Raw genomic sequence first — 22,249 nt, forward strand, 5'->3', positions numbered from 1 at the left:
ATGAATTCAAGGCGTTGCATGGTAACAGTCTCAGTCCAGGGCATAGTGAGTCTCCTCTGCTATGCCGTTTATAACTGTTACCCATGTGCCCGGTCTAAAGTGTTACCCATGTGGCCGGTTTGTACCTCAATGCGCACCCTACGGTCGACAGATAAACCATTTCATCGATTAGCAGGGTGCATATTGATGCGCATTAGCCGTTTTTTGTAGGGTGCGCATTCATGCGCACCAGCAGTTATTCGTAGGGTGCGCATTGATGCGCACCAACAGTTATTCGTAGGGTGCGCATTGATGCGCACCTGGCAATAATGGATTACGCAGGATAAAAAACATGGTCCGTATTTATCACAATCCGCGCTGTAGCAAGAGCCGCGAAACTCTCGCGCTGCTGCAGCAAAAGGGCATTGAACCGCAGGTGGTGCTGTATCTCGATACGCCGCCGGACATCGACACGCTGAAAACGCTGCTGCAACAGCTGGGCATGCACAGCGCGCGCGAGCTAATGCGCCGTGGCGAGGAAATTTATAAAACGCTGGGGTTGGCCGACGGCAATCTCAGCGAGGATCAGCTATTGCAGGCGATGGTGGATCATCCAAAACTGATCGAGCGGCCGATTGTGATTCAGGGCAACCACGCGCGCATCGGACGTCCGCCGGAAGCGGTACTGGAGATTCTCTAAAGCCCCAGCGCCTCTTTCACAAAGGGAATAGTCAGCTTGCGCTGTGCGCTGATCGAGGCGCGATCGAGACGATCAAGTGTGTCAAACAGTGTGCGCATTTCGCGGTCGAGGCGTTTCAGCAGGAAGCGCCCGACGTCTTCCGGCAGCTCAAAGCCGCGCAGGCCAGCACGCAGCTGCATTGCCTGCAGTTTGTCCTCGTCGGACAGCGGCTGTAAGCGGTAAATTTGTCCCCAGTCGAGGCGTGACGCCAGATCCGGCAAGCCCAGATTAAGCTGACGCGGGGGACGATCGCCGGTGATCAGCAGGCGGGTTTTGCCGGTTTCCAGAATGCGGTTGTAGAGATCGAAGATCGCCATCTCCCACTCGGCTTCGCCAGCGATGCACTCGATATTATCGATGCACACCAGCGCCAGATTCTCCATGCCTTCCAGCACTTCCGGCACGAACCAGGTGCGCTTATCGAGCGGCACATAACCTACCGCTTCGCCGCGCGCGGACATTTCGGCGCAGGCGGCGTGCAGCAGATGACTGCGGCCACCGCCTTCACGCGACCAGAAGTAGAGATAGCTGCCGTGCTGTTGTGCCAGCGCGCCCTGCAGCGCCGCCAGCAGTGACGGATTTTCCCCCGGCCAGAAACTGGCAAAGGTTTCATCATCGGGTAGATAGAGTGGCAGTGAAAGCTGTGCCGGCGTGTTCAGAAGTACCTCAACGGATGAGCGGGCAGAAAACCGCGCAAGTTTATCACGATCCTCTGCAGAGATGAACCGGGCTTCCCTGCCCGCAGGATCCTTTAAAGCTCGCGTTTTTCTTCCGCGTCCAGTACCACTTCTTCCGGACGTAACAGACTGATTAAGCGGAAAATCAGCGCCAGGCCAACGCCGACGATGGTGGCCAGCGCCATGCCTTTCAGCTCGGCGGCGCCCACGTGCACTTTCGCGCCGCTGACGCCAATGATCAGGATCACCGAGGTGAGGATCAGGTTCTGCGCTTTGTTGTAGTCGACTTTGGATTCAATCAGCACGCGAATACCGGAAGCGCCGATCACGCCATACAGCAGCAGCGACACACCGCCCATTACCGGTACCGGGATCGCCTGAATCGCAGCCGCCAGTTTACCGACGCAGGAGAGCAGAATAGCGAAGATCGCCGCGCCGCCGATGACCCAGGTGCTGTAAACGCGGGTGATCGCCATGACGCCAATGTTTTCACCGTAGGTGGTATTCGGCGTGGAGCCAAAGAAGCCGGAGATCATGGTCGACAGGCCGTTGGCAAACATCGAGCGGTGCAGGCCCGGATCGCGAATCAGATCCTTTTTCACGATGTTAGCCGTCACCACCAAATGGCCCACGTGCTCGGCAATCACCACCAGCGCCGCAGGCAGAATAGTCAGCATCGCGGCCCACTCAAAGCGCGGCGTGTAGAAGGTTGGCAGCGCAAACCACGGCGCGTTTTCCACCGTACTCCAGTCAACGATACCCATCGCCGACGACAGCGCGTAGCCGACCAGCACGCCAATCAGGATTGGGATAATGGCAAAGAAACCCCGGAACAGCACCGAGCCAAACACCGTCACCGCCAGCGTCACCAGTGAAATGATGATGGTTTTACTGTCCGCCGTGGTGCCGTCAGCGGGCAGCAGCCCGGCCATGTTCGCTGCCACGCCCGCCAGTTCGAGACCGATAACCGCCACGATGGCTCCCATCGCCGCCGGTGGAAACATCACGTCAAGCCAGCCGGTGCCGGCTTTCTTCACAATCAGCGCCACGATGCAGAACAGCGCGCCGCACAGGATAAAGCCGCCGAGCGCCACTTCATAACCGAGCGGCAGCAGCAGCAGCACCGGCGAGATAAAAGCAAAGCTGGAGCCGAGATAGGCCGGAATTTTGCCCTTACAGATAAACAGATACAGCAGCGTGCCAACGCCGTTAAACAGCAGCACGGTGGCCGGGTTGATGTGGAACAGAATCGGCACCAGCACGGTGGCGCCGAACATGGCGAACAGGTGCTGCAGGCTGAGCGGAATGGTTTGAAGAAGCGGTGGGCGTTCGCTAACGCCAATGGCTCTGCGAGTCATCATTTATCCCCTATACGTTTATTTTTATGCTCGTTCGTCAACGCCGCACCTTATCGTAGTGGCGCAATTCATTGCGCCTTGTCCGGATGGGCACCCTAGCTTGCCCGACATCAGCGCGATAAATCGCGCCGCTACAAAATGTGCATCCTGTCGATACGGTGTCTGACTGAACGGTGTTTTTGCCAAAAAAAAGCCGACTCTCTGGCCGGCTGGTTTAGTTATTTGGTTCCGAAAATCTTGTCGCCGGCGTCGCCGAGGCCCGGGATAATGTAGCCCTTCTCGTTCAGGCCCTGATCGATTGACGCGGTGTACAGCTCAACGTCCGGATGCGCTTTCTCCAGCGCGGCAATGCCTTCCGGCGCGGCCACCAGCACCAGCACTTTAATGCTGTTGCAGCCGGCTTTCTTCAGCAGATCGATGGTAGCGATCATCGAGCCGCCGGTCGCCAGCATCGGATCAACCACCAGCGCCATACGCTCTTCGATGTTTGACACCAGCTTCTGGAAGTAAGGCACCGGCTCCAGCGTCTCTTCGTCACGGTAAACGCCCACCACGCTGATGCGCGCGCTCGGTACGTGTTCCAGCACGCCTTCCATCATGCCAAGGCCAGCACGCAGAATCGGGACGACGGTAATTTTTTTGCCTTTGATTTGATCGACGTCGACCGGACCGTTCCAGCCTTCAATGGTCACGCGCTCGGTTTCGAGATCGGCGGTGGCTTCATAGGTCAGTAAGCTGCCCACTTCCGAGGCCAGCTCGCGGAAGCGCTTGGTGCTGATATCATGCTCACGCATCAGGCCCAGTTTATGTTTGACCAGCGGGTGTCTGACTTCCACGATCTTCATGATTATTCTCCCGGAATTGAGTTGAGCTAAAAAAAAATCGCCGGATTATACCGCCTTTTTACCGCCGCGCCACCGGTGATTGGTCAGGTAACGTGCACAAATCGCCTGAGAATAAGGATTAGCGAAAAATCAGCACGCTGCAAAGGTGCCCTGAGATGGGACTCGCAAACGTTTGCCTGCGCTGGTAGAATTGCCGCGCTTAATTTTTGCCACCAACCGCAATCGCGTGGGGATTCCGCAGTGACCGACAAAACCTCTCTCAGCTACAAAGACGCCGGTGTTGATATTGATGCTGGTAACGATCTGGTTGACCGTATTAAAGGCGTAGTAAAGAAAACCCGCCGCCCGGAAGTGATGGGTGGACTGGGTGGCTTTGGCGCGCTGTGTGCGCTGCCGCAGAAATACCGCGAGCCTGTGCTGGTCTCCGGAACTGATGGCGTCGGCACCAAGCTGCGTCTGGCGATGGATCTCAAACGCCACGACAGCATTGGCATCGATCTGGTGGCGATGTGCGTGAACGATCTGGTGGTACAGGGCGCTGAGCCGCTGTTCTTCCTCGACTACTACGCCACCGGCAAGCTGGATGTGGATACCGCTTCAGCGGTGATCACCGGTATCGCCGAAGGCTGTCTGCAGTCGGGCTGTGCGCTGGTCGGCGGTGAAACCGCTGAGATGCCGGGCATGTATCACGGCGAAGATTACGACGTGGCCGGTTTCTGCGTCGGCGTGGTGGAAAAATCCGAGATCATCGACGGCAGCAAAGTGCAGGATGGCGACGTGCTGATCGCGCTGGGCTCCAGCGGTCCGCACTCTAACGGCTACTCGCTGGTGCGTAAAATCCTCGAAGTCAGCCAGACCGATCCCACCACCAAACAGCTGGAAGGCAAACCGCTGGCCGATCACCTGCTGGCCCCGACCCGCATCTACGTGAAAAATATCCTCAGCCTGATTGAGCAGGTGGACGTGCATGCTATCGCCCACCTGACCGGTGGCGGCTTCTGGGAAAACATTCCGCGCGTATTGCCGGATAACACCCAGGCAGTGATTGACGAGAAAAGCTGGCAGTGGCCGGCGGTATTCAGCTGGCTGCAGCAGGCCGGTAACGTCAGCCGTCACGAGATGTACCGCACCTTTAACTGCGGCGTGGGCATGGTGATTGCGCTGAGCCCGGCCGATGCCGACAAAGCGGTCCAGCTGATGACCGCGGCTGGCGAGCAGGCGTGGAAAATTGGCGTGATTAACGCGTCAGATGCCGAAGAGCGTGTGGTTATCAACCCATGAAGAAACTGGTTGTACTGATCTCCGGCAACGGCAGCAATCTTCAGTCCATCCTCGACGCCTGCGAGAGCGGGCGTATCAACGGCAGCGTGGCTGCCGTTTTCAGTAATAAAGCCTCGGCCTATGGTCTGACGCGCGCGCAGCAGGCCAGCGTGCCTGCTCACGCGCTGTCCGCGCAGGATTTCGCCGATCGCGACGCCTTTGACCGCCAGCTGATGCAGCAGATCGACGCTTATGCGCCGGATCTGGTGGTGCTGGCCGGTTATATGCGCATTCTGAGCCCGGCGTTTGTCGCGCACTATCACGATCGTCTGCTGAATATTCATCCGTCGCTGCTGCCGAAATATCCTGGTTTGCATACGCATCGCCAGGCGCTGGCGAACGGTGACGCGGAACACGGTACGTCGGTGCACTTTGTGACTGATGAGCTGGACGGTGGACCGATCATTCTGCAGGCGCGCGTGCCGGTATTTGCCGACGATGACGAAGCTGAGATCAGCGCCCGCGTGCAGCATCAGGAGCACGCGATTTATCCGCTGGTGATCGGCTGGTTTGTCGAAGGACGCTTGCAGATGCGCGCGGGAAAAGCGTGGTTAGATGGCGAACTGCTGCCGCCGGAAGGTTATGCGCACGATTGATTGACCTTAACGCCGTGCGCTTGCAGGAATTGCGCAATAAATTGCGCCGCTACGGTGCTGTGCCGGGTTTTATTACTGCATGATTTCTTTGCACATTTCGTAGCGGCGCGATTCTTCGCGCTAACTTAACAATACTTATCCAAACCGGCCGGTAATGTAATCCTCGGTTCGCCGCGCCTGCGGGGCGGTGAAAATCCGGTCGGTTTCATCAAACTCCACCAGCTGCCCGTTATGCATAAACGCGGTGTAATCGGATACGCGCGCTGCCTGCTGCATGTTGTGCGTCACCAGCACCAACGTGAAATGCTGCTTCAGCGTGGTCATCAACTCTTCAATCACCAGCGTCGAGATCGGATCCAGCGCCGAGGTGGGTTCATCCAGCAGCAGCACTTCCGGCTCGATGGCGATGGCGCGCGCAATCACCAGACGCTGCTGCTGACCGCTCGACAGCGTCAGCGCATTTTGCCCCAGCTGATCTTTCACTTCGCCCCACAGCGCCGCCGCCCGCAGCGCGCGCTCGCAGGCCTCATTCAGCACGCGGCGATCGCGCACGCCCTGCAAACGCAGACCGTAAACCACATTCTCATAGATCGACTTGGGAAACGGATTGGGTCGCTGAAACACCATGCCGATGCGCCGCCGCAGCGCCGGCAAATCCTGGTTCGCCTGCATCACCGCGTGGCTATCGAGCAGAATCTCACCTTCGATGCGGCAGCCATCAATCACGTCGTTCATGCGATTGAAGCAGCGCAGCAGCGTCGATTTGCCGCAGCCGGAAGGGCCAATCAGCGCCGTAATGCGATGCTTCGGGATCTGCAAATCAATGTTATTCAGCGCCTGGCGCTCGCCATACCACAGCGACAGCTGGTTAACGGTGAGCGCAATAGCGTAATCGGGCGTCATGTGTAAACCTTTTTAGTGCGTCATTAACCGGTAGCGCTCGCGCAGCCGATGGCGCAACGCCATCGCCAGCAGATTAAGCGACAGAATGATTGCCACCAGCAGCAGTGCCGTGGCATACACCAGCGGTCGGTCGGCGTCGATGTTCGGGCTCTGGAAAGCCAGATCGTAAATCTGAAAACCGAGGTGCATAAATTTGCGGTCGAGATGCAGGTAAGGAAATACTGCGTCGACCGGCAGTTCAGGCACCATTTTGACCACGCCGACCAGCATCAGCGGCGCGGTTTCACCGGCGGCGCGCGCCACCGCCAGAATCAGGCCGGTAAGCATTGCCGGTACCGCCAGCGGCAGCACCACGCGCCACAGCGTTTCTGCCTGGGTCGCGCCCAGCGCCAGCGAGCCCTGACGCAGATTGTCCGGAATACGCGATAGCCCCTCTTCGGTGGCGACGATCACCACCGGCAGCGTCAGCAGCGCCAGCGTCAGCGCCGCCCACAGCAGGCCAGGCGTGCCGAAGGTTGGATTAGGCAGCGAGCGGGAGAAGAACAGCTGATCGAGCGTGCCGCCAATCAGCCAGACAAAAAAGCCAAGGCCAAACACGCCATACACAATCGACGGCACGCCAGCCAGATTCACTACCGCAATGCGCACCAGCCGGGTGAGCGCGTTGCGTCCGGCGTATTCGTGCAGCCAGACGGCGGCCACCACGCCCAGCGGCATGACGATCACCGACATCAGCAGCACCATTAAAACGGTGCCGAAAATCGCCGGCAGCGCGCCATTTTCACTGCCGCCCGAGGTGGGCGAATCGCTGACAAACTGCCAGATCTGGCTGAGGAAATGCCCGATTTTCTGCCCGAGGCTCAGGCTGTTTGGATACCAGGCGGCCACCACCTGCGCCAGCGGAATCAGATGATCGTCGCCCTGCACGTCGCGCAGCACCAGCGTATCGCGCTGGCTTTCATGCTGCAGATGCGCCAGCTGCTGCGCCAGCGCGCCAAAGCGTTTATGCAGCGCCGCGCTGTTGGCATCCAGTTCTGACTGATCCTGCAGGCTGAAGTGACCGCCGCGCCGCTGCTCGTCGGCCTGCTGTTGCAGACTCTCCAGCTGCGCGTTAAGGCGCGCCATTTCAATACGCCGGATGTTGCTCGCTTGGCGCAGCTGCTCATGCACCTGCTTCAGCCGCTGCTGCAGCAGCGCATCACCGTCGCGCGCAGTCAGCACTTCGTTGTCTTCACGCAGCTCCACCAGCCAGCCGTAGGCATTGCCGCCGCTGCGCCGCTGCAGCACCAGCGCGTCCGCCGGACGCCGGGTTTGCGCTGCGCCCTGACTAACAATGACGCGGAAGTCCGGCGCGGCAAAATCACGGTTACCGGTTTTCACCACGTAGCGCCAGCGATCGCCCTGCTGCTGGCGATCCAGCGTTTCGCCCAGCACCATCAGCGGCGCCCCCTGCGGCGGCTGGAACTGATACTGATCAACCGGCTGCGGCCAGAACGCCCTGACGCCCTGCCAGCCCAGCAGGCCGATTAACAGGGTAAACGCCAGCAGGCAGACGGCGACCGCACCGGCAGTCAGCCAGCGCCAGCGATCGTTTTGACGCAGTGCGCTCATGCCTGGCCCTCATGCTGGCTATAGCGCTGGCGCAGCCGCTGGCGAATCAGCTCCGCCACGGTGTTGATCGCCAGCGTGAACATCAGCAGCAACAATGCGCTGAGAAACAGGATGCGATAATGCGCGCTGCCCGCCGCGGCTTCCGGCATTTCAATGGCGATATTGGCCGACAGTGCGCGCAGGCCGGCAAACAGTCCGCCTTCGCTCACCGGCGTGTTGCCGGTGGCCATCAGCACAATCATGGTTTCCCCCACCGCGCGGCCAAAGCCGATCATCAGCGCAGCAAAAATGCCTGCCGACGCGCCGGGCAGGACCACGCGCGTCAGGGTTTGCCACGGTGTCGCGCCCAGCGCCAGCGAGCCCTGTCCCAGCGCCACCGGTACGCTGAACAGCGCATCTTCCGCCAGGGTAAAGATCAGTGGTACCAGCGCAAAGCCCATCGCCAGCGCCGCCACCAGCAGATTACGCTGTTCATAGTGCGCCAGCTGTTCGCCGATCTGAGGCCACCACAGCGTCGGCAGCCACAGCGTCAGCATCGTCACCAGTAACAGCAGCGGCATCAGCAGCAGCACTTCAAAACCGGGCCGCCGCCAGCGTGCTGGCAAGCGCGGACTGAGCACGCCGCATGCCAGCAACGTGGCGGCCAGCACCAGCGGCAGCAGCATCACGCCGGGCAGCGCGTGGCTGATGTGCGGCGCCAGCCACACGCCGGCGATCAGGCCAATCACCACGCTCGGCAGCGCGCCCATCATTTCAATGCCCGGCTTGACCCAGCGGCGCAGGCCCGGCGACATAAACCATGCGGTATACATCGCCGCCGCCAGCGCCAGCGGCGTGGCAAACAGCAGCGCCAGCGACGCCGCCTTCAGCGTGCCGATCACCAGCGGCATCAGGCTGAATTTGGCCTGATAGCTGTCGCCCGCGGCGGTGGATTGCCACACCCAGTCTGGCTGCGGGTAGTTTTCATACCAGATTTTCTGCCACAGGTTGCGCCAGCTAAAGTCGGGCCACGGGTTATCCAGCGCGAACTGCTGCCACTGTCCGGCGCGCTCGACGATCAGGCTATCGCCGCGCGGTGACAACGCCAGCGCGCTGATGCCCGCGGCCAGCTGACGTGTGACAATCGGGCCCGTCTGCTTGCTGGCAAACAGGCGCACCACGCCCTGCGCGTCAAAGCTGGCAAAAACGCGCCGTTGCGCCTCAGGCACGATGCCGAGCGCGCCGGCGCTGTGGGTAAAGGTGTGAATCTGCTGCAGCCGTGGCCCGTGGTCGCCGGTGATGGCAAACCATTGCTGGATGCCGCGCGCATCCTGAATCAGTAAGCTGCGCCCGCCCGCCAGCAGTTGCAGGCTGCGCGGTTGCTGAGTCAGCGTCTGGGTTTCCCTCAGCTGCGCGCCCTGCGGCGTGATCTGCCATACGCGCAACAGCCGTCCGGCGCTGGCGTACAGCAGCGTGCCGTCCGGCGACAGTAGAAGATGGTCGGCCGGTTCACCGGGCAGCACAATCTGATCGACGGTTTTCTGGCCGGCAAAGGTCAGCAGGCTGATACCGGCTGGCGTTTGCGCGGCGATGCGCCATTGATTGTCGCCCAGCACTGCCAGCGCCATCTGGCTGACCGCGCCCTGCGGCAGATGCAGTGGCCGATCGCCCAGCGGGAAATACCATTCGCCGTGCTGGCCGTGGATCAACGGTTGCATCAGTAACAGCCCGCCCTGCATATTGAGCAAGACGCTGCTGCCGTTGCTGCTGGTCACCGCCGCCTGCGGCTGGCCGTTCAGCGCCAGCGCGTCACTGGCCGGCTGGCCGTCGAGCGGAATGAAGCGCGCCTCGTTGCGGCTGATACGCCAGCCGAGATCGCCTTCGCTGCCCAGTGCCAGCGCCGGGGCTTTGTCCCACAGCTGCTGGCTGAGCGTCGGATGCATGCCCGGCGCGCTGAACAGCGGCGTTACCACCCAGATCAGCCAGAAGAACAGCAGCAGCATCAGCAGTAAAATTCCCACGCCACAGGCCGTGACGATGCGGCGCACGAACTGATCGATGGCGCGTCGACGACGGTCACTAAAGTGAACAGGAATACGATTTATGCTCATGCAGGCCAGAGTTACCCTTGAAGTTAAGCCGCTATGTTGCCCGTAGCTGATTGATAAGACAACTGTTGAGGTTGGACAAGCTTGCCATACTCTCGCCATAATGGTGGAGGACACTGAGCGGAACCGCAATTTTGCGTTTATTCCGCCGGACATTCCGTCCAGCAACAGCATCACGGAGTCAGAATGGGTCAGGAAAAGCTGTATATAGAAAAAGAACTAAGCTGGTTAACCTTTAACGAACGCGTGCTGCAGGAAGCCGCTGATAAAAGCAATCCGCTCATTGAGCGCATGCGTTTTCTCGGCATCTATTCCAATAACCTGGAAGAGTTCTACAAAGTGCGCTTTGCCGATCTCAAGCGCCGCATCCTGATTGGCGAAGAACAGGGCACGCCCACCACCCTGCGCCACCTGCTGAAAAAGATTCAGCTGCGGGTACAGAAATCGGATCAGGAGTTCGATGCGCTGTACAACGACCTGCTGCTGGAGATGGCGCGCAACCAGATTTTCCTGATCAACGAGCGCCAGCTGTCACCCAATCAGCAGGAGTGGCTGCGCTACTACTTCAAGCATCAGCTGCGCCAGCACGTCACGCCAATTCTGATCAACCACGACACCGACCTGATTGAGTTCCTGAAAGACGACTACACCTATCTGGCGGTGGAGATTATCCGCGGCGAAGAAATCCGTTACGCCCTGCTGGAGATCCCGTCCGACAAAGTGCCGCGCTTTGTGAATCTGCCGGCAGAATCGCCGCGCCGTCGCAAACCGATGATCCTGCTGGATAACATTCTGCGCTACTGCCTTGATGAGATTTTTAAAGGCTTCTTTGATTATGACGCGCTGAATGCCTACTCGATGAAAATGACGCGCGACGCCGAGTACGATCTGGTTACGGAGATGGAATCCAGCCTGCTGGAGCTGATGTCCTCCAGCCTGAAGCAGCGCCTGACCGCCGAGCCGGTGCGCTTTGTCTATCAGCGCGACATGCCCGATGCGATGGTGGAAATGCTGCGCCACAAGCTGTCGATCTCCAGCTACGACTCGATTGTGCCGGGCGGCCGCTATCATAACTTTAAAGATTTCATCGGCTTCCCGAATGTGGGCAAGGCCAATCTGGAAAACCGTCCGCTGCCGCAGATTCGTCATATCGGCTTTGATGGCTTCCGCAACGGTTTTGACGCCATTCGCAACCGCGACGTGCTGCTCTACTATCCGTATCACACCTTTGAGCACGTGCTGGAGCTGCTGCGTCAGGCGTCGTTCGACCCGAACGTGCTGGCCATTAAGATCAACATTTATCGCGTGGCCAAGAATTCGCGCATTATGGATGCGATGATCCACGCCGCCTACAACGGTAAAAAAGTCACGGTGGTGGTCGAGCTGCAGGCGCGCTTTGATGAAGAGGCCAACATTCGCTGGGCGAAGCGGCTGACCGAAGCTGGCGTGCACGTGATCTTCTCGGCGCCCGGCCTGAAGATTCACGCCAAGCTGTTCCTGATTTCGCGCCGCGAGGGCGACGAAGTGGTGCGTTACGCCCACATCGGTACCGGCAACTTTAACGAAAAAACCGCGCGTATCTACACCGACTATTCGCTGCTGACCGCCGATGCGCGCATCACCAACGAAGTGCGGCGCGTGTTTAACTTTATTGAAAACCCGTATCGCCCGGTAACGTTCGAGCACCTGATGGTGTCGCCGCAAAACTCGCGCGCCATGCTGTATCAGCTGATTGATAACGAGATTGCCAATGCGCAGCAGGGCAATCCGTCCGGCATTACCTTAAAAATTAATAATCTGGTGGACAATGGTCTGGTGGATCGGCTGTATGCCGCCTCCTCGGCCGGCGTGAAAATCAACCTGCTGGTGCGCGGCATGTGCTCGCTGATCCCCGATTTGCCGGGCATCAGTGAAAATATTCGCATCACCAGCATCGTTGATCGCTATCTTGAGCATGACCGTGTCTATATATTTGAAAGCGGCGGCGACAAAAAAGTCTTTCTGTCGTCGGCGGACTGGATGACGCGTAACATCGATTATCGTATCGAAGTGGCGGTGTCGGTGCTCGATCCGCGCCTGAAACAGCGCATACTGGATATCATTGCCATTCTGTTAAGTGATACGGTCAAAGCCCGCATCGTAGACAAAGAATTGAGTAACCGTTATGTTCCGCGCGGCAATCGCAAGAAGGTGCGCTCGCAGCTGGCGATTTACGATTACATCAAGAAACTGGAACAACCTGAATAACGCCTATGCCAATCTCCCATAAAAGTACGCCGAAACCGCAGGAATTTGCCGCCATCGATCTCGGCTCGAACAGCTTCCACATGGTGATTGCCCGTGTGGTGGATGGCGCCATGCAGGTACTGGGACGCCTGAAACAGCGCGTGCACCTCGCCGACGGGCTGGACGCGCAAAACCGGCTGAGCGAAGAGGCGATGGAGCGCGGGCTGAGCTGCCTGGCGCTGTTTGCCGAGCGCCTGCAGGGTTTCAGCGCCGCTAACGTGACCATCGTCGGTACGCACACGCTGCGCATCGCGTCCAACGCGGAAGAGTTTCTGCAGCGCGCCGCAGAGGTGATTCCGTATCCGATTGAGGTGATTTCCGGTAATGAAGAGGCGCGCCTGATCTTTATGGGCGTTGAGCACACGCAGCCGGAGAAAGGCCGCAAGCTGGTGATTGATATCGGCGGCGGCTCGACCGAGCTGGTGATTGGCGAAGATTTTGAGCCGCAGCTGGTGGAGAGTCGCCGCATGGGCTGCGTCAGCTTCGCCAATCTCTACTTTCCGAAAGGCGAAATCAGCCAGGACAATTTCCGCCGCGCCCGGCTGGCCGCCGCGCAAAAGCTGGAGACGCTGGCGTGGCAGTATCGCCTGCAGGGCTGGCAATATGCGCTGGGCGCGTCCGGCAGCATCAAAGCGGCCTGTGAAGTGCTGCTGGCAATGGGCGAGAAAGAGAAGCGCGTGACGCCGGAAAACCTCGACATGCTGGTGAGCGAAGTGCTGAAGCACAAATCCTTTGCCGCCCTGAGCCTGCCGGGTCTGTCGGATGAGCGCAAAGCGGTGTTTGTGCCGGGGCTGGCGATTCTGTGCGGCGTGTTCGACGCACTGGCTATTCGCGAGCTGCGCCTGTCGGACGGCGCGCTGCGTGAAGGCGTGCTGTATGAGATGGAAGGTCGCTTCCGCCATCAGGATATTCGCAGCCGCACCGCACAGAGCCTGGCGAATCATTACGCCATCGACAGCGACCAGGCGCGTCGCGTGCTGGAAACCACCGAGCTGCTGTACAGCCAGTGGCTGGAGCAGAACCCGAAGCTGGCCAATCCGCAGCTGACGGCGCTGGTGAAGTGGGCTGCGTTGCTGCATGAAGTCGGGCTGACCATCAATCACAGCGGCATGCAGCGCCATTCGGCTTACATCCTGCAGAACTCCAACATGCCGGGCTTTAATCAGGATCAACAGATGCTGCTGGCCACGCTGGTACGCTTCCACCGTAAAGCGGTGAAGCAGGATGAGATGCCGCGTTTCACCTTGTTTAAAAAGAAACAGTTCCTGCCGATGATCTTCCTGCTGCGGCTCGGCACCCTGCTGAACAATCAGCGTCAGGCCACCACGCGCCCTGACGCACTGAAGCTGACCACCGACGATGGCCACTGGACGCTGACCTTCCCGGCCGGTTTCCTCAGCCAGAACACGCTGGTTCAGCTGGATCTGGAGCGGGAGCAGGCGTACTGGAATGACGTCACTGGCTGGAAACTGATGCTGGAAGAGGAGTAACGCGGGCTTATGGCCCGCAGTAGCACTATGACAACACGCCCCGATAACTATTTTGCGGAGAAATACGGCCTGACGCCGCCCCACTCCGAGGTGCTGGCCGCGCTGCCAAAGCTGGAAGTGGGTAACGCGCTGGACCTCGGCTGCGGCCAGGGCCGTAACAGCCTGCTGCTTAATCAGCACGGTTTTACGGTGACCGCGTGGGACAATAACCCGCAGAGCCTGGAACGCCTTAACAGCATCATCGCGGAAGAGCAGCTGCAACAGATACACACCGAGCAGTGCGACCTGAATCAGGTGCGCTTCAACGGTGATTATCAGTTTGTGTTTTCCACCGTGGTGATGATGTTTCTGCAGCCGGCGACCATTCCGCAGCTGATCGCCGACATGCAGGCCAGCACGCGCAAATACGGTTACAACCTGATTGTGGCGGCGATGAGCACAGACGATTATCCCAATACGCAAAACTTCCCGTTTACCTTTAAATCGGGCGAGCTGAGCCATTATTACCGTAACTGGCACATCGTGAAGTACAACGAAGAGGTTGGTGAACTGCATCGCCGCGATGAACACGGCCAGCGCATCAAGTATCGCTTCGCTACGCTGCTGGCGCAGAAAGCCAGCTACTGATGTCAGGCATTATGCTGGTTCGGTCGCCATGAATGGCGACCCTACAACGGATTAGTGCGGTTGGTGAAAGTATGCGAGTTTCGGTCGCCATCAATGGCGTAATGCCGTTCGGTGAGGAAAACGCAAGCCGCACCCTATCGTAGCGGCGCGATTCATCGCGCAATAAATTGCGCCGCTACGAAAAGTGCCTCTTTTTTGAATAAATTCAAAGGTTAACTGGCAAGCGTTAGATCATGCGGGTTTTAGTCGTGATGAATGGCGCCCCTGCAGAGCCGATGATGCACGCTTCGCCCGGCGGCTGATATCGATCAAAACAGGCTTGACCTTTTCTGCTCATTTTTCACGCAGCGGTTGACCTCCCGGTCGGGTTGTGACTAAATGTTGCCACCGCCCAGCCGGGCTTTGACAGGAACCACCCCGCGTGAATAGCGCCATCTCTGCACGAAGACGTCCCAAAACCGGTACCATGACCCGCATCGTTTTGCTGATCAGTTTCTTTATTTTGGTTGGCCGTCTGATTTTCATCATTCCCGGTGCCATCGAGCATCATCAGCAAAAGAAAGCCGCACCTGAACCGGTCACACTGAGCACCAGCGAGACGCGCTAAGGAATTTGCGGGTCATCGTCGCTCTGCCATCACATTGTCCGCCGCGGCAATGCTGCTTGTTACGCCCACTTTACCCGCAACGCGCTACACTTTGACCTGACTTTACAGACACAAAGGACGCGTTATGTCTGCTTCGCACGCACAACAACTATCAGAAACCCGCCAGCGAATTCTGCACCTTCTGCTCAGCGAGCACGATTTAGTCGATGTGCTGCTGGATAAATCCGTCGACCTCAACGCCGCCGAACTGCGCGAAATCACCGGCTGGCGTCAGCAGCTGGAGCATGAACTGCCGCAGCTGCACGCCGCCGACCTCGCGGACATTCTCGAAGCGCTGCCGGAAGAGGAACGTCTGGCGCTGTGGCGGCTGGTGCCCTACGAGCAGCGCGGTCGCGTGCTGGTCGAGGCCTCCGAAACCGTGTGGGCCAGCCTGACGGAAGAGATGACCGACCGCGAAATCCTGCGCGCTATCGAGCCGCTGGATATTGACGATCAGGTCTATCTGGCGCGTTACCTGCCGCGCGATCTCACCGGTCGCCTGCTCACCACGCTCGATCCCAGCCTGCGCGCCCGACTGCTGGACGTGATTGAGCTGGATCGCGATCGCGTCGGCCAGGTGATGGACTTCAATATCCTCACCGTGCGCTCAGACGTGACGCTGGCGACGGTGCAGCGCTTTCTGCGCAAGCGCAAAAGCATGCCGGACGGCACCGATAAAATCTTCATCACCGACGAACACAACCAGCTGCTGGGTGAACTGGCGCTGACTGATATCCTGCTCAACAAGCCTAAAACGCTGGTGGCTGAGGTGATGAACGCGCGCCCGACCACTTTCCAGCTGGATGACAAAGCGGAAGAAGCCGCCAGCGCCTTCGAACGCTATAACCTGATTTCTGCGGCAGTGACCGATGCCAAAGGCAAGCTGATTGGCCGTATCACCGTGGAAGATGTCATTGACCTGGTGAACGAAGAGAACGAAAGCAACATCCGTAAGATGGGCGGTATCAGCCAGGGTGAAGACGTGTTTGCACCGGTGCGCAAAGCGGTAAGAAAGCGCTGGACCTGGCTGGCCGTCAACCTGTGTACGGCGTTTATCGCCTCGCGCGTCATTGGTCTGTTTGAGGACACCATTTCGCAGCTGGTGGCGCTGGCCACGCTGATGCCGATTGTCGCCGGCATTGGCGGTAACACCGGCAATCAGACCATCACCATGATCGTGCGCGCGCTGGCGCTGCATCAGGTTGAGCCTGGCAACTTTTCGTTTCTGATTGCGCGCGAACTCGGCGTGGCGCTGCTCAACGGGCTGTTCTGGGGCGGCATCATGGGCGGCGTGACCTGGCTGATGTACGACAATCTGCAACTGGGCGGCGTGATGATGCTGGCGATGGTGCTGAATCTGCTGCTGGCGGCGCTGATGGGCGTGCTGATCCCGCTCATCATGACCAAACTCAAACGCGACCCGGCGGTCGGTTCCAGCGTGCTGATCACCGCCATCACCGATACCGGCGGCTTCTTTATCTTCCTCGGTCTGGCCACGCTGTTTCTGCTGCACGGTCATTAAAGCGCAGCTACAATCAGCGATGATCCCTAATCAGCTGGAGAGCAGTGATGTTTAACGTGGATGATTTTGTACAGGCGAAAACCGGTGGCCCGAAAATGCAGGTGCTGCGCGTCGCGGGCGATACGCTGTGGTGCGCCCGCATTGACGATCCGGTCAAAAAAGAGATCGAGGTGAAGGCCGAAAGCGTCAATCTTTATCATGAAGACGGGGATTTCGGCGTCTGTTAATGGCTGCATGCCCGTGCCGCCCGCGAGCAGAGGCTGTCGCGGCGCGGCGCGCTCAGGGCTTATCCTTCTGTAAATTATCCTGCCCCACTCCGCCGATAAACGGCAGCCGCAGACGCAGCGGGGTGAAATCCAGCCCCAGATTCAGTCCCAGCAGATTCACCTCCACGCCCTCTTCCGCACCCAGCGTGACGCCCAGCACGCCGAGCAGCGACAGCTGCACGCCGCGCCCGGATGGCGGCAGGCCAAGCGGATGCAGCAGCGAACGGAAATCCTTACCGATGGCATTGGCGGGCAAATCGAGCTTCAGCGCCGGCACTTCACGGCCAATGTGAGCGAGGAAGGTATTGCTGTTGGGGCCCGGCCACGCATGATAGGTGTTGGGCCACGGATAGGATTGAATCGCCGCTTCAATCTGCGGGATCATCGCCTGCGCAGCCGCACCGCGATGTGACACCAGCAAACGCGGACGCGCACCGTACCAGTAGCCGTCCGGCAGATTGCTGTTGCGCCGCACTTTATCGCCGCTGCCCCAGCTGATCACCTCATAACGGTTATAGCGGGTTTCTCCGGCGCGCTTAAAGATAATCCACGGATGCACGGCCACCGCGCCTTTCCAGCCGTAGGTTGGCGCGGCATACACCTGCACAATCGCCTCACTGGCGAAGCGCTGCGGATCCGGTGCCAGCCCGGCCGAATCACGCCGCGCCGTCGCCCAGCCACCGCGTTCGGTGGTGAACTCACCGCTGCGCGTCGCCTGCGCCAGGCTGGCCGCCAGCGACAGTAACACCACACAGAGAAAAGAGAGTAAAACAGCTTTAACAGGCAACATGCATGGACATCCCGGTGATGAAAAAACGCTCCCGCCATCATGCGACGAAACGGCAGCGTCTGTATTCACCAACTATGCGGTGGACAAAAAATGCGTTGCGCTACCCGGTCAGCTGATTTTTCCTTAGTCAGGCAGCGTAATACCGCTGATATCGGCGCATATCGCCAGCAACTGCTGCTGCAGCCGTGGATTGCGCGCCTGCGGATTAGCCGCCAGCGCCTGACGGTGATAAAAATACTCCCCGCTGACCCGCGCCTCATCGGCGGTGGCTAACCACACCTGGGTACGATGCGCCTGATCAAGATCGTCGGGTGCCCCGGCACCGCCCATTTTGGTCGGCACCCAGCCTGGCTCCAGCGCGTTGCTGTATACCTGCGGCCAGCGCCGGGCGATGGCAAACGCCAGTATGGCATCATGCAGTTTACTCTCAGCATAGGCCTGCGAAGCGTGCCAGCGCCGCCGCTGCCACAAAATATCATCCAGGTTAGCTTCGGCATGATGATGCATGCCGGAGCTGAGGTAAATCAGCCGCTGCGGCCGTTCAATCAGCGCCGTAAGAATATAAGGTGCCAGCGTGTTGATGGCGAACAGATGCGGCAGGCCATCTGCGGTTAACTGATAAGGCTCGCGATAGCCAACCGCCACGTTGTGGATCACCGCATCAAATCTGCCGAGCGCATTAACCTGCTGCGCCACACTGCGGGCGCCGGCGATGGTTATCACGTCGCCGCTGACCACGGCTTCAGCCTGCGGTAGCGCCTCCTGCGCAGCGCGGGCACGCGCGGCGTTGCGTCCGTGCAGCACCACCTGATGGCCCTGCTCAACCAGCAGTTCAGCCGCCATCAGCCCGAGGCCGGTGGATGAACCGGAAATAAAAATACGTGACATGGAAAACTCCTTAAGCGTGAAGTGAAGCGGCGCGCGATGTCAGCGCCAGCAGCGCACCGAGCAGCGCACAGGCCGCACCAAACAGATAGACGGCGGCATAGCTGAAGTGGCTGGCGATGGCTCCGGCAATCGGTCCGGAAATACCATAAGCGATGTCGAGAAAAGCAACGAACGCGCCCATGGCGCTGCCGCGACTGGCCGGCGGCACGCGCTTCAGCGCTTCCACGCCGAGGGCGGGAAAGATCAGCGCACAGCCAAGACCGGTAATCAGCGCGCCGGTGAGCGCCAGCGTTTCGTCAGGCGCAAACCACAGCAGCATCTGCCCCAGCGCCTCCACCAGCAGTGAATAAGCCGCCACGCGGTAGCCACCAATGCGATCCGGCAGATGTCCCAGCACCAGGCGCACGGCGATAAAACCAACGCCAAACGCGGTCATCACCCAGCCGGCGAGCTGCCAGTGGCGCGCGGCGAAGTAGAGCGAGGCGAAGGCCGTCAGGCCGGCCAGTCCGACGCCCTGCAGCATCAGGCCACAGCCTTCCCGCCAGATGCGGCCAATCACCCGATAGAACGGCAAACGTGTTCCCCCGACCACGCGATAACCGCTGGCAGCCGTGGCGATGAGCGCCGCCAGCAGCGGAGCCGCGATGCAGGCCAGCATCGCCGCCGCTAAGCCGACGTGCTGATACAGCATCATACCGGCAGGGGCACCGAGCGACAGCGCGGCAAACATGGCGATGCCGGTCCAGGACATCGACAGGCCGGCACGCTGTGGCCCGACCGAGGCGATTGACCAGGCCACGCAGCCGGTGACGAACTGGCTTTCGCCCATGCCCGCCGCCAGCCGTCCGGCAATCACCAGCGCCAGACTGACCGCCGGTGAAAAGCCCGGCAGTGCGGCCAGCCAGTACAGCACGCCAGCCAGCGCGCACACCGCCGCGCCCTGCAGCGCCGAGCGCTTACCGCCAACGCGATCGGTCAGTTGACCGGCGTAACCGCGCGTCAGCACGGTGGCGACAAACTGTATCCCGATCACCAGCCCGACCCACAGGTTGCTGAAACCGAGATGCTGATGGATAAACAGCGGGATTACCGGCAGCGGCAAGCCGACCGCCAGATAACCGCAAAACAGCGCGGCAATCACGCCGGTCGCCGGTCGCGACAAATGCGCAGCTTCAGCCTGCGCGCTTAATGCAGACATAACAGCCTCCATAAATGAACAGACAGCGCGGCAGGCCGCCGCGCTGCGGAAAATCAGGCAAACAAAGGATGGTGATAGCCGCTGGCATTCAGCAGATAGTCGCGCGAAGCGGTGATTTCCGCGTTCAGCTGTGCCACATCGACGTTGAGCAACTGACCATGACGTTTACGCAGTTCACCCGCCACCATCACGGTATCAACATCGGCGCGTTGCACCGCCTGCACCACCGTTGCCGTCACGCTGGTCAGCGGGAAAACGCCGATACCATCGGTGCGCAGCATAATAACGTCGGCCTGTTTACCTGGCGTGAGCGTGCCCGTTTGCTGCTCCAGCCCGGCCGCACGCGCGCCGTTAATCGTTGCCGACTGCAGTACGGCTTCCACGCTAATCGGTGCCGGTACGTCGCTATCGCCCCGGAAGCGGCGATAGCGCATCGCTGAGCGCTGCTGGTTAAACAGCGCCTGCATTTCACCGAACAGATCGCTGCCGAAGGCGGTATCGAGATCGATACCGAGCGCCGGCGTCATTCCGCGATCGACCGCCTGCTGCCAGGCAAAGCTGTCGTCGTCGAAACCAAACAGCGCATCCGAACGCGGATTCACGGTAATGTTGACGCCCGCGTCCGCCAGCTGCTGCCAGGTGTGCGCCGGTACGCGCGTACAGTGGTTGAAAATGTTGTGCGGACCCAGCAAGCCGGCTTCGGCAAACTCCGCCGGCAGCTGCGTTAGGTCACCAATAAACTCAGTGAGAATGCGCATATCCAGCTCGCGCGCCACGCGCCACCACGCCAGATTGAGCTGGCCAAACAGGCCAACCTGCACACGGCTGCCGGCGTGATTCCAGCGGCTGGCGAGACGGGCCAGATCGCCCGGCAGATGATCGCTGGAAGCCTGCTTATCCATTGCTGCGCCAACCATGTGCAGCGCACGAATCCCGCTCTCCTGCAGCGCGTCGAGCGCCGCATCGGTATGCGCCGGACTGCGTGAACTGTGGCAGGCATCAATCACCGTGGTGATGCCGGCATCCAGGCAAGCCAGCGCCGTCAGCCGGGTGCTGAGGTACATATCCAGCGGACGGTAGTGCGCGCCGAGCGTTTCTGCCACCACATCGATATAGACAAACAGGTCGTCAACGTTGGGCATCAGGCGGCGCATCGCGCCCAGCCACATATGGTGATGCGCATCCACCAGGCCCGGCATCACGATATGGCCGCGGGCATCAATCACCTGCGCATCATCGGCGGAAAGGTTTTCCCCCACGGCGGCAATACGATCGTCCTCAATCAGCACATCGCCACAGACGAGGTCGGGCACGCTGGCGTCCAGCGTCAGGATAGTGCCGCCTTTAAAAAGGGTGCGCCGTACAGTCATAACATTCTCCTCAAAAAGGATCAGGAATCCGGCGGTCAGTGCCGGTCGCGTTTCGGGGCACACAATAAATTGCAGCGCATTTTTGATAAAGGTAGGCTCAGGCAAATGATCTTTGCTAAAAATCAAAGATGGAGAACAGGATGAGTTTTGATGGCCGACTATTATCCGGCATGAGCGTGCTGGCAGCCGTGGTTGAAGCCGGCAGCTTCAGCCGCGCCGGTGAGGTGCTGGGGTTGTCCGCCTCGGGCGTCAGCCGGGCGATTTCACGACTGGAACAGCGTCTCGGCGTGCGCCTGCTGGATCGCACCACCCGCACCCTGCATCTCACCAGCGAAGGTGCCAGCCTGTATGAACGGGCGGCGCCGCATCTGGAAGGGATTGAAGAAGCAGCAAACTACGTCTCCGGCGCCGCCGTGACGGTGCGCGGTACGCTGCGCGTGAGCCTCAATCCGCTGTTTTCCCGCTATGTGCTGGCGGCAAAGCTGCCGCTGCTGCGTGCCCGTTATCCGCATCTGGAACTGACGATTTTGCAGCAGCCCGATGTGGGCGATTTGGTGGCAGAAGGTATTGATGTGGCGGTGCGTTTCGGGCCACAGCCGCCGTCCACCATGACCTCACGCCTGCTGTTACAAACGCGCGTCCTGACGGTGGCCGCGCCGGACTATCTGGTACGCTGTGGTCGCCCGACGCAGCCGCAGCAGCTGACTGAGCACAATTGTCTGCAATACATCGATCCGCGCAGCAATAAGCCCTTTAGCTGGGAGTTTCATCGTGGCACGCAGCGGCTGACGGTCGCCACCCACGGCCATCTGACCACCACCGATCCGGATTTAATGGTACAGGCGTGCGTCGGCGGTGCCGGCGTAGCCCAGGTGCTGGCACTGAGCGTGCAACATCTGATCGCCAGCGGTGAACTGGTCGAACTTTTTCCCGACTGGCCTGACGAAACCTATCCGCTGTTTATCACCCGGCCTTCGCGCCGTCTGGCCCCGGCGGCGGTGGAGGCATTTCTCGAGTTTTGTCTGGAGATTTGTGCGGAACAGCGCTGACG

Annotated in this window: 20 protein-coding genes; 10 read left to right on the forward strand and 10 right to left on the reverse strand. The window is 59.8% G+C overall.

Features of this window, described 5'->3' with window-relative positions:
- Positions 1-331: 331 nt before the first annotated feature.
- Complete coding sequence (arsC, locus tag MXF20_RS20535) at positions 332-679, forward strand: arsenate reductase (glutaredoxin) (protein WP_325971171.1); 348 nt, start codon at positions 332-334, stop codon at positions 677-679.
- Here the strand turns inward: arsC and hda are convergent.
- From hda to upp, 3 genes are all read right to left on the reverse strand, one after another.
- The gene (gene hda / locus MXF20_RS20540) at positions 676-1,377 is read right to left on the reverse strand and encodes a DnaA inactivator Hda (protein WP_031279417.1); all 702 of its coding nucleotides are present in this window, start codon (positions 1,375-1,377) and stop codon (positions 676-678) included. The two genes, arsC and hda, sit on opposite strands and share 4 nt — an antisense overlap.
- A 92-nt stretch (positions 1,378-1,469) precedes the next feature.
- Complete coding sequence (gene uraA / locus MXF20_RS20545) at positions 1,470-2,753, reverse strand: uracil permease (protein ID WP_058758320.1); 1,284 nt, start codon at positions 2,751-2,753, stop codon at positions 1,470-1,472.
- Between the two features lie 218 nt (positions 2,754-2,971).
- The gene (gene upp / locus MXF20_RS20550) at positions 2,972-3,598 is read right to left on the reverse strand and encodes a uracil phosphoribosyltransferase (RefSeq protein ID WP_010617600.1); all 627 of its coding nucleotides are present in this window, start codon (positions 3,596-3,598) and stop codon (positions 2,972-2,974) included.
- 240 nt (positions 3,599-3,838) lie between these two features.
- Here upp and purM point away from each other — a divergent pair, with 240 nt between their 5' ends.
- Together purM and purN are read left to right on the forward strand one after the other, a co-directional pair.
- On the forward strand, positions 3,839-4,879 hold the full coding sequence (purM, locus tag MXF20_RS20555) for a phosphoribosylformylglycinamidine cyclo-ligase (protein ID WP_021506588.1): 1,041 nt from the start codon (positions 3,839-3,841) through the stop codon (positions 4,877-4,879).
- Positions 4,876-5,514, forward strand: coding sequence for a phosphoribosylglycinamide formyltransferase (purN, locus tag MXF20_RS20560; protein WP_325971172.1), 639 nt, complete (start codon positions 4,876-4,878; stop codon positions 5,512-5,514). The genes purM and purN overlap by 4 nt, the downstream gene beginning before the upstream one ends.
- 135 nt (positions 5,515-5,649) lie before the next feature.
- Here purN and pstB read toward each other — a convergent pair whose 3' ends face one another.
- From pstB to MXF20_RS20575, 3 genes are read right to left on the reverse strand one after another with little or no spacing between them, the layout of a single operon-like run.
- Positions 5,650-6,417: a phosphate ABC transporter ATP-binding protein PstB gene (gene pstB / locus MXF20_RS20565; RefSeq protein ID WP_021506586.1), complete on the reverse strand. Its 768-nt coding sequence runs from the start codon at positions 6,415-6,417 to the stop codon at positions 5,650-5,652.
- Positions 6,418-6,429: 12 nt separating this feature from the next.
- Positions 6,430-8,028 carry a phosphate ABC transporter permease PstA gene (gene pstA, locus MXF20_RS20570; RefSeq protein ID WP_325971173.1) on the reverse strand — a complete coding sequence of 533 codons (1,599 nt, stop codon included), beginning with the start codon at positions 8,026-8,028 and terminating at the stop codon, positions 6,430-6,432.
- Positions 8,025-10,118: an ABC transporter permease subunit gene (locus MXF20_RS20575; RefSeq protein ID WP_325971174.1), complete on the reverse strand. Its 2,094-nt coding sequence runs from the start codon at positions 10,116-10,118 to the stop codon at positions 8,025-8,027. The genes pstA and MXF20_RS20575 overlap by 4 nt, the downstream gene beginning before the upstream one ends.
- A gap of 183 nt (positions 10,119-10,301) precedes the next feature.
- On the opposite strand from MXF20_RS20575, the gene ppk1 reads away from it, so the two are divergent.
- From ppk1 to MXF20_RS20605, 6 genes are all read left to right on the forward strand, one after another.
- On the forward strand, positions 10,302-12,362 hold the full coding sequence (gene ppk1, locus MXF20_RS20580) for a polyphosphate kinase 1 (protein ID WP_275028240.1): 2,061 nt from the start codon (positions 10,302-10,304) through the stop codon (positions 12,360-12,362).
- A gap of 5 nt (positions 12,363-12,367) precedes the next feature.
- Positions 12,368-13,891: an exopolyphosphatase gene (gene ppx / locus MXF20_RS20585; RefSeq protein WP_325971176.1), complete on the forward strand. Its 1,524-nt coding sequence runs from the start codon at positions 12,368-12,370 to the stop codon at positions 13,889-13,891.
- Between the two features lie 27 nt (positions 13,892-13,918).
- On the forward strand, positions 13,919-14,518 hold the full coding sequence (tehB, locus tag MXF20_RS20590) for a tellurite resistance methyltransferase TehB (RefSeq protein WP_132464747.1): 600 nt from the start codon (positions 13,919-13,921) through the stop codon (positions 14,516-14,518).
- Positions 14,519-14,939: 421 nt separating this feature from the next.
- On the forward strand, positions 14,940-15,125 hold the full coding sequence (locus MXF20_RS20595) for a YfgG family protein (protein WP_022548292.1): 186 nt from the start codon (positions 14,940-14,942) through the stop codon (positions 15,123-15,125).
- A 124-nt stretch (positions 15,126-15,249) separates the two neighbouring features.
- A complete protein-coding gene (mgtE, locus tag MXF20_RS20600; RefSeq protein WP_325971178.1) occupies positions 15,250-16,686 on the forward strand; it encodes a magnesium transporter in 1,437 nt (478 codons plus the stop codon).
- A 47-nt stretch (positions 16,687-16,733) separates the two neighbouring features.
- On the forward strand, positions 16,734-16,913 hold the full coding sequence (locus MXF20_RS20605; protein WP_325971179.1) for a DUF2158 domain-containing protein: 180 nt from the start codon (positions 16,734-16,736) through the stop codon (positions 16,911-16,913).
- A 52-nt stretch (positions 16,914-16,965) separates the two neighbouring features.
- On the opposite strand, the gene MXF20_RS20610 is transcribed toward MXF20_RS20605, so the two are convergent.
- From MXF20_RS20610 to MXF20_RS20625, 4 genes are all read right to left on the reverse strand, one after another.
- The gene (locus MXF20_RS20610) at positions 16,966-17,742 is read right to left on the reverse strand and encodes a DUF3750 domain-containing protein (RefSeq protein WP_021506578.1); all 777 of its coding nucleotides are present in this window, start codon (positions 17,740-17,742) and stop codon (positions 16,966-16,968) included.
- A 123-nt stretch (positions 17,743-17,865) separates the two neighbouring features.
- Complete coding sequence (locus tag MXF20_RS20615; RefSeq protein ID WP_325971180.1) at positions 17,866-18,630, reverse strand: SDR family oxidoreductase; 765 nt, start codon at positions 18,628-18,630, stop codon at positions 17,866-17,868.
- Positions 18,631-18,640: 10 nt separating this feature from the next.
- The gene (locus MXF20_RS20620) at positions 18,641-19,828 is read right to left on the reverse strand and encodes an arabinose transporter (RefSeq protein WP_072208956.1); all 1,188 of its coding nucleotides are present in this window, start codon (positions 19,826-19,828) and stop codon (positions 18,641-18,643) included.
- 53 nt (positions 19,829-19,881) lie between these two features.
- Positions 19,882-21,198 carry an amidohydrolase family protein gene (locus MXF20_RS20625; RefSeq protein WP_325971181.1) on the reverse strand — a complete coding sequence of 439 codons (1,317 nt, stop codon included), beginning with the start codon at positions 21,196-21,198 and terminating at the stop codon, positions 19,882-19,884.
- Between the two features lie 140 nt (positions 21,199-21,338).
- On the opposite strand from MXF20_RS20625, the gene MXF20_RS20630 reads away from it, so the two are divergent.
- On the forward strand, positions 21,339-22,247 hold the full coding sequence (locus MXF20_RS20630; RefSeq protein WP_325971182.1) for a LysR family transcriptional regulator: 909 nt from the start codon (positions 21,339-21,341) through the stop codon (positions 22,245-22,247).
- Positions 22,248-22,249 lie beyond the last annotated feature (2 nt).

Source organism: Pantoea dispersa, assembly GCF_035783935.1.
Classification (GTDB): domain Bacteria; phylum Pseudomonadota; class Gammaproteobacteria; order Enterobacterales; family Enterobacteriaceae; genus Pantoea; species Pantoea dispersa_C.